Source organism: Faecalicatena contorta (assembly GCF_021531995.1).
GTDB lineage: Bacteria > Bacillota > Clostridia > Lachnospirales > Lachnospiraceae > Dorea_A > Dorea_A contorta_A.
Genome location: NZ_JAFBIZ010000131.1, coordinates 1 through 7,264 on the forward strand (window position 1 = coordinate 1; position 7,264 = coordinate 7,264).

Consider the following 7,264-nt stretch of genomic DNA (forward strand, 5'->3'; position numbering starts at 1 on the left):
ATTAGCCCCATGGAACCAGGAGGTTATCAATACCTGTAAAAATAAAATAAAGTAAAATGCTTGCATCCAGATCAGACTAGCATCTGGATGTTATTTTTTATCTAGCGTACTGAGATTAGGCGCTTACTAATAAACGATTCTGTTCCTTAGATGCATTGCTCGAATCCGAGGACGGTCACTCTTATGAAGGTGAGTTTCACCAGAATCGTACTTCCCTTTCCACGGAGCAGGAAGCGATTCAAAACCTGTCCACTGCATACCTGAAGGAACTGGAAGCGGCAAGCAGCAATATGATACAAAAAGGAATTGCCACTCTCCGTCTGCAGCAAGACGGTTACACCGATCGGGATCTTGCAACACTATATCAGGTTCCTTCCAACAGGGTAAGGGCATGGCAGAGCAAGGCGAGAAAATGGCTGAAAGAAAATGAGATATTATATGAGCTATTAGCATCATAACAAGAAGGAGGCAGTTCTATGCTGACACTTTATACCGCCATCGGCACATTAAAATTTGTCAAAAATCCAAATGGAAAATCCACTCCTATGGTTCTGAATAATCATCAAGAATTCGGGCTATGCGACCACGAACTGATTCTCTGGAGCTGCCTTGCCTTCCAGATTCTGCAGATACACGAACTGGAGTCTGCTTACAATGTGCGACTTAAAAACAGCGGCAGACCGGACGGACTGGCATTTTCTTATTATCTGAACCGACTGCTTTTGCGCGGTCTGATTGCAAAAGGAGAAGGGGTGACCGGCGTAGATGCACTTTATCAGCTTTTAGGAAAACTTCACATCCTTCCGGTTCACGAAACTTTCTCCACCCGGCTATTTACCTGTATCCAGCTCTATGTAGAAGGGAAAATCAAGCCCGGAGATTTTGGAAAATATCTGCAGAAAGAAAAAAACACGCCCATTGAGGAAATCGTCTTAAAGCTTACAAAAACCATTCCGCTAACCACTGCAGAACTGGTGACCTGTGTAGATCAAAAGAAAGTACCAAAGCAGGAAGAGGATGTCCTCACACAACTCTATGATGGAACGGAAGATACCTACCAGACACTGGCTGACCAGGCACAGATTCTGCATATCCAGTATCCGGTCCTGCAGGCTGTGGGCAATCTGTATCTTAAGAAGCAAATTTCATTCCAACGATTTTGAAAGGAGTATTATGCCAAAACCATTATTATTCAAGCTGGTTGCCCAGGCGGCAATCGGCTTTTTTTGTGTACTATTCGGATGCATCATCGGGCTGCAGACAAAAGATAAAATCCTTCTCATTATGAGCCTCGTGATCGGTGCATGCTGCCTGATTCGATGCATCAGCCTGCATCATCTCATCCATTCCGGTTCCTACCTGACAGTGGAAGGATACTGCAGCAAACGGGAAGTTTCTGCCTTTAAGAAAACACAGCAAATACATCTTATCGGAAGCGATGACCGGGAATATCAGTTCACGACAGATAAAAGTGTAAAACTGCTTCAAGGGCATTATTATCGTCTTTATTTGCGAAAGTCCCCTAATATGGCAGAACAAATTTATGAACTACCCTCAAATATTCTTGGCTTTGAAGAGCTTACTGTTCATGAATTATCTGCAAACTAATGTGATTCTTACTGGCCGACAAATGCAGAAGAGATGTCATTAAGATTATAACGACATCTCTTCTGCATTACCTTTTTTCTGATAATTCTCAAATCTTTTATTTATTTAAATAAATCACTAACCAAGCAAGCCGTATTCAACAATAATACCCCCCTTCTAAAGTAAAATAGCTTCCCCCAAATCCCCTATCCACATCTTCAAATGATAAGTTGGCATTACTTGTTAAAACCACATAATAACTATCATATTTTGCATTTTCAGATCGGTAATTATATAGTTCAATAATTTTTCTATCGTCCGTCTGCATATTACGCCCTCAAACAACCGAATTCCGTTTTCTAACGGTCGGCAACAATCAGCACCTCTAGCAAACCGCTTTCAGCGCCGGTTGCCGTTTTGCCAGACCATCATGTGCGAAGGAGGCTCATGTCAAGAGCACCATGGAATGCCTCCTTACTTTATAATAAGGAGAGAATTTCATCTCCCCTTACCCCATTTACTATTTCATTACTAAATTGTAATTGGAATCATAGTACAGACCCAAGTCTGTACACACTCTGTCATTTACTCGCAGAAGTGCATCGTGATATTCCTTATATTTTGGTGACAATATTTTCATGTTTGGAATAAAAATATCATTATATCCTTTGTCCTGTAGCTGTTTCATAAATTTTCTCTGTGAAATAAAAGCCGGATGATATTTAAAAAAGAAGCTGTTTTTCAATTTTACATTTCCTGCAATCTCTTTTTTGACCTTTTCATAGTCCTCCTCAGACATCTGAATATACTTCTTCATCTGCTGATCTGCACGCGCTGCCATAGCCTGCATAGATTCTTTCGGCATCAGATGAAAACTAATCCATCCCATTATTTTCATCATCAAAGGCAGCTTGATATCTGCAGTATCCCAAAATTGAATAATATTTCTATATGCCTGCTCCTGTTCTGGTGTTTGGATCTGTATCTGCAGGTACGGCATAAAATGATTCATAAAATAATGTCCGTAATACCCTGGAAGCATATCCTTCATCGCTTCTCCAATAGTCTGATAGTCCACCAGCTGATAAACCGGTTCCACATCTCCCTGCTGTATGAAGATTCTCAATGCATTCAATTCTTCATTCTGTTTTTCTAATTCTCTCTCCTTATCGCGATAGATATTTTCCAAAATCTCTTTGTTGTTCCCATCCTGTAACTTTTTGATGTCTTTTATTCCAATCCCAAGTTTCCGGTAAACGGAAATTTTCTTCAATGTGACAATATTGTCCTCAGAATAATTTCTATAGCCATTTGTATCTTTCTCGACAGTCAGAAGACCTTGTTCTTCATAATATTTGACTGCACGCTTGCTTAGATCTACTTTTTGAACCACTTCATTTATCTGCATAATGAAACCTCCTTCTCTCTTTTGATTGGAGTATAAGCGTATACGCAGCGTATAAGTCAAGACATTTTAATCAAAAAATCATTTAAACACCCCTTCATTCATCTGTTTTAATTTCATTCCACTGTTGTTCCATACAAATAATCTTTTTTTATCTGATAGAATCATTTTACTTTCTTGTCCTGTGTCTTTCAATAACCGATTTTCTTCTTCTGAACCAATGAGAATCAAGTTTTTAACAAGACTCCAAGGAACTTTGTTCTTTACCATAAAAAACGGCACAGTTACCCATGCCGATTATATATAATGAATTCTATTTATACTTTTTCTCAACGATGCCAATCTTTTTTTTAGATACTTCCAGATGTTTTATTTACATAATATTTGTTTTTCTTTTTCTAACTCTTCATTATTATCAAATACACTATCACCGATGTTTATCCCAACATCAAAAATGACCGGGAATATCAGTTCGTGACAGATAAAAGTGCAAAACTGCTTCAGGGGCATTATTACCGACTATATTTCCGTACTTCTCCAGCAATCGATGAGCAAATCATCGGACACGCTTGGCAGCTTACTTGGTTTTGAAGAGATCTCATCGGTTTCCTTAACCAAGCCATGAAATTCCTTCTTACAAAAATCAAAAAGGATGCCGTATATCAGTTATACCCTGTATACGGCATCTGCACTATTGTCTCTTTCATTTCCTGCAATTCCATACTATTCGTATTTCTTTCCAACAATATATATCGGTACAAACAATCCTGCTAAGTAAAGAATTAACACACACATTTGAATTCCATGACAATTTTCAATATTAGGAATCACAATCAATAACAACAGGTATATCATTGGGACTGTTAACATAGTAATTAATGACCAATTCCGTAAGTGCTTTACAACATGAGGCCAGTTGCTGTTGTTGAAGTGGACTCCCGGAACATGCATTCGAAACACACCATCACTATATGTATTAATATTATTTTCATCATAGTAAACTGGCAATCGTTCTTTTATAAAAAGCCACAGATAAATACCAAACCCGAAACTTAACGCTTCCAATATCAGAAAATTCTCAAAAAAAGCGTCTACTCCTATTTTTGATGAACTCCATATGCCCACCCATATCTCCAAGGCGGCAAATAAAGCACAGCTGAAAAAAATAACTGCATTTCTCTTTTGACGCTCTTTCTGTTTTTCGGGCGTATCTTCAGAAAGAGTTAATGCCTTCTTCACTAGAGTCTCGACATGTTCTGTATTCATTTCCGATGTACGATCCAACTTCCGCCCTTCCAGTAATTCTGTTACAGAAACTTCTAATATATCTGCCAACGGAACCAGTAAAGAAATATCCGGCATACTTATACCGGTTTCCCTTAGTTAAAAATATTACTCTTGTTGATTACTCAACTTTTCCAATAAATCGGTAATATATCTCAATTTCCTGTATTCTTTCGTTATCCTCATTCGTTGTTGCTTCATGTATGAGGATTTTTTCTATCATGGCATTTAATAATGGTGCTGTCAGTTCCTTTGGTACGGAATATTCCTTGATTAACTCAATCCACTTTTCAGCACCTATCATATCCTGTTCCATTTTACTTAGTTCTTCTCTTAGGCTTGTTATCTGCTGTTCCAGTTCTATCTGTTCTTTTTGGTACTTGCTGGACAACATCACAAAATTTCGCTCTGTTATCTTCTCACAGGCTCTATCTTCATACATTTTCGCAAATAAACGGTCAATCTCATTTTGTCTGTTCTCGGCTTTCTTCAATGTACTTGCCTTTTTCTTCTTTTCCCGTATTCTCTCTGCATTGCCAGCTTTCTGTATCTTGTTCAATACCTTTTCTTCGTCCTGCTGTACTGCCTTAGCCCAATACTGCAAGCGTTCCAATACGGCTTGATACAGCACATCATAACGAATGTAGTGCATAGAACAATTACCTTTGCCAAACTGCCCGTAGTAACTGCAAGCATAATAACTGTAAGGCGTTTTATTTGTCTTATTCGTTCCAAATCTCATAGACCAACCACAATCCGCACACTTGACAAGCCCTGCAAAAATCGGCGTTGCCTTTTCCTTTGTCTGTCTGCGTCTTGATTTTATCTGCTCCTGCACACGATAGAACACTTCCTTGTCAATAATCGGCTCGTGAGTGTTTTCTACTCGAAACCATTCACTTTCGGGCTTACGCACTTTCTTTTTGCTCTTGAACGATACCGTAGACTGCATATTGTGAACACTGTTTCCGATATAAACCTCACTTTTCAATATCGCCTTGACATGAGCAATCGTCCACTCATAACGCTTACTTTCGGGTTTTCCCTCAAAGATATGTGCAAAAGTACCGTATCTTGTAAAATTTAGCCATGACGCTGTCGGAACTTTTTCTGCTCTTAACTGCTTTGTGATTTTTGCACTTCCGTAACCTTGATAGGCTAGGGAAAAGATTTTTTCAATAATCCATTTTGTTTCATCATCAACCAACAGTTTTCCTTTGATGTCAGGGTGTTTCTTATATCCTAACGGAGCATAAGCACCGTAATGAGCCCCCTCCGCAAACTTTGTCTTAAATGCTGATTTGACTTTACGGCTTGTATCTCTTGCCACCCATTCATTGATGATGTTCTTAAATGGTGCAATCTCACTTTCGCCTTTTTCGCTGTCTACACCGTCATCAATCGCTATGTAGCGGACATTATGACTAGGGAAATACAATTCTGTATATTGTCCTGTCATAATATAATTTCTGCCAAGACGGGAAAGGTCTTTCGTTACAACACAGTTGATTTTTCCTGCCTCTATATCCTCAATCATTCTTTGAAAACTCGGTCTGTCAAAATTTGTTCCCGACCAGCCGTCATCAATATATTCATCAATGACATTCAAATGATGTTCTTTTGCATATAAACGCAACATACTTCTCTGTGTGGTAATGCTGGAACTTTCGCCCTGTAATTCATCATCTCGGCTTAACCTAAGATAAAGTGCAGTATTGTAAATCTGTTGTTTCATTGTCAGTTATCCTCCTTTATAACTAACCCGTGTTTACAATACCTGCTTGCAAGTAAAGTATAACACGGGTACTTTTTGTCATTCAATCTATTTCTTACAACTGCACCGATTTTATGCGATTGTCTGCTTTGCTTTTTCCAGCATGACATCAGTTAGAAGTTCTTCCATTGTTTTGCCCTTTTCGGAAAAATGCTCTTTTACTACAATCTTTGTCTTTCCTCTGTTGCCAATGCCACACTTGCCATTTTTCTTTTGAATTGTTTTTACAGCATTATCAATAACACATACCCCCTTTCTGTAAAATCTTTCTAAGCAATTCAACGGCTTTTGTCATAGCCCACAGGAGTTCCACCTCTGCATAGTTCTTATGTAGCCGTACCCATTGCGTGCGACGCTCTTAATGCTCAAGCTGTGGCTGTACGGGAGTATCATTATCTGACAGTACAGGTCATGGCGATAAAAGAGGACAAATCTTTTACAAGAACACAAATAGGTTTTCGCTCGCTCTTGCAGGGGAAAGGTCGTGGCGTATTTGTTTCAACGGCTAGCTGTCTGTCAAACGTATTGAATTACTTTATTCAGTTGTCAAAGAACGATTGAAAGAAAAAAATCGTCTTTCCTATATATCGCGTTGGAAAAGAGGAGAAACGTAACCAAAATCCAAAACTTTTTCCATTATTAGTACAAATGGAACGGTTCATTTTGGCAATCAACGGTTGATTTTCTCCTTTTTCACTACTATCTGTACAGCAAACGTCCATTTGCTAAGTTTAAATGGAAAAATTTTAACTTCTTTTCATGCACCATATAGGGATAGAAAATGTCATTTTGCTAAGTTGATGATGAAAAAAGAATATTTTCCTTTTCACACCCTAACTACCCAAACCATACCGTTACTGCCAACAATAGAATGAAATATTTTCTTTGCACCATATAGGGAACGGAAACCTTAAATTGTTAAGTTGAGAACAAAGTATTTTCATCTTTTCACATCAACACTCAACTGCTAATGCCTGTTTGAATACAAAATGATGATGTTTTTCCTCTTTTCACAGAAGACTGTCCACTAATCACGAATTTCCGTCATTTTTTCAAAACTTTTTTCTTCTTTCACTTCATATAGGGACAGCAAGCCCCGATTTAATGACCTATTTTCAAAAAAAGTTTAGATTTCCTTTTCTCGCACCATATCTGTACGCAAGTAGCCATTTTGTTGCAGATTTAATAAAAAATTTATTTTTCTTCTTTCACTT

The 7,264-nt window shown here is 38.3% G+C and carries 8 protein-coding genes; 3 read left to right on the plus strand and 5 right to left on the minus strand.

Features of this window, described 5'->3' with window-relative positions; genetic code table 11:
* The first annotated feature begins 155 nt into the window (after positions 1–155).
* The 3 genes from JQM82_RS13530 to JQM82_RS13540 are packed head-to-tail and all read left to right on the plus strand — an operon-like array spanning position 156 to position 1,608.
* On the plus strand, positions 156–458 hold the full coding sequence (locus JQM82_RS13530; RefSeq protein WP_235250912.1) for a hypothetical protein: 303 nt from the start codon (positions 156–158) through the stop codon (positions 456–458).
* Between the two features lie 18 nt (positions 459–476).
* On the plus strand, positions 477–1,163 hold the full coding sequence (locus tag JQM82_RS13535; protein WP_235250913.1) for a cell division protein: 687 nt from the start codon (positions 477–479) through the stop codon (positions 1,161–1,163).
* A gap of 10 nt (positions 1,164–1,173) precedes the next feature.
* On the plus strand, positions 1,174–1,608 hold the full coding sequence (locus JQM82_RS13540) for a hypothetical protein (protein ID WP_235250914.1): 435 nt from the start codon (positions 1,174–1,176) through the stop codon (positions 1,606–1,608).
* Between the two features lie 499 nt (positions 1,609–2,107).
* On the opposite strand, the gene JQM82_RS13545 is transcribed toward JQM82_RS13540, so the two are convergent.
* The 5 genes from JQM82_RS13545 to JQM82_RS13565 all read right to left on the minus strand — a co-directional run bounded on the left by JQM82_RS13545 (position 2,108) and on the right by JQM82_RS13565 (position 6,332).
* Positions 2,108–2,995: a MerR family transcriptional regulator gene (locus JQM82_RS13545; protein ID WP_235250915.1), complete on the minus strand. Its 888-nt coding sequence runs from the start codon at positions 2,993–2,995 to the stop codon at positions 2,108–2,110.
* Positions 2,996–3,073: 78 nt separating this feature from the next.
* Positions 3,074–3,262 carry a hypothetical protein gene (locus JQM82_RS13550; RefSeq protein WP_235250916.1) on the minus strand — a complete coding sequence of 63 codons (189 nt, stop codon included), beginning with the start codon at positions 3,260–3,262 and terminating at the stop codon, positions 3,074–3,076.
* A 453-nt stretch (positions 3,263–3,715) separates the two neighbouring features.
* On the minus strand, positions 3,716–4,354 hold the full coding sequence (locus tag JQM82_RS13555; RefSeq protein ID WP_235250917.1) for a hypothetical protein: 639 nt from the start codon (positions 4,352–4,354) through the stop codon (positions 3,716–3,718).
* Positions 4,355–4,397: 43 nt separating this feature from the next.
* Positions 4,398–6,011 carry a recombinase family protein gene (locus JQM82_RS13560; protein ID WP_002323152.1) on the minus strand — a complete coding sequence of 538 codons (1,614 nt, stop codon included), beginning with the start codon at positions 6,009–6,011 and terminating at the stop codon, positions 4,398–4,400.
* Positions 6,012–6,122: 111 nt separating this feature from the next.
* Positions 6,123–6,332 (minus strand): hypothetical protein, encoded by a 210-nt coding sequence (locus tag JQM82_RS13565; protein WP_002303258.1) that lies wholly within the window; start codon positions 6,330–6,332, stop codon positions 6,123–6,125.
* Positions 6,333–7,264 lie beyond the last annotated feature (932 nt).

What these genes read in the sequence shown, in the direction of transcription:
- JQM82_RS13535 (WP_235250913.1), top strand. Translation starts at nt 477, where the DNA reads ATGCTGACACTTTATACCGCCATCGGCACATTAAAATTTGTCAAAAAT.
- JQM82_RS13540 (WP_235250914.1), top strand. Translation starts at nt 1,174, where the DNA reads ATGCCAAAACCATTATTATTCAAGCTGGTTGCCCAGGCGGCAATCGGC.
- JQM82_RS13545 (WP_235250915.1), bottom strand. Translation starts at nt 2,995, where the DNA reads ATGCAGATAAATGAAGTGGTTCAAAAAGTAGATCTAAGCAAGCGTGCA.
- JQM82_RS13550 (WP_235250916.1), bottom strand. Translation starts at nt 3,262, where the DNA reads ATGGTAAAGAACAAAGTTCCTTGGAGTCTTGTTAAAAACTTGATTCTC.
- JQM82_RS13555 (WP_235250917.1), bottom strand. Translation starts at nt 4,354, where the DNA reads ATGCCGGATATTTCTTTACTGGTTCCGTTGGCAGATATATTAGAAGTT.
- JQM82_RS13560 (WP_002323152.1), bottom strand. Translation starts at nt 6,011, where the DNA reads ATGAAACAACAGATTTACAATACTGCACTTTATCTTAGGTTAAGCCGA.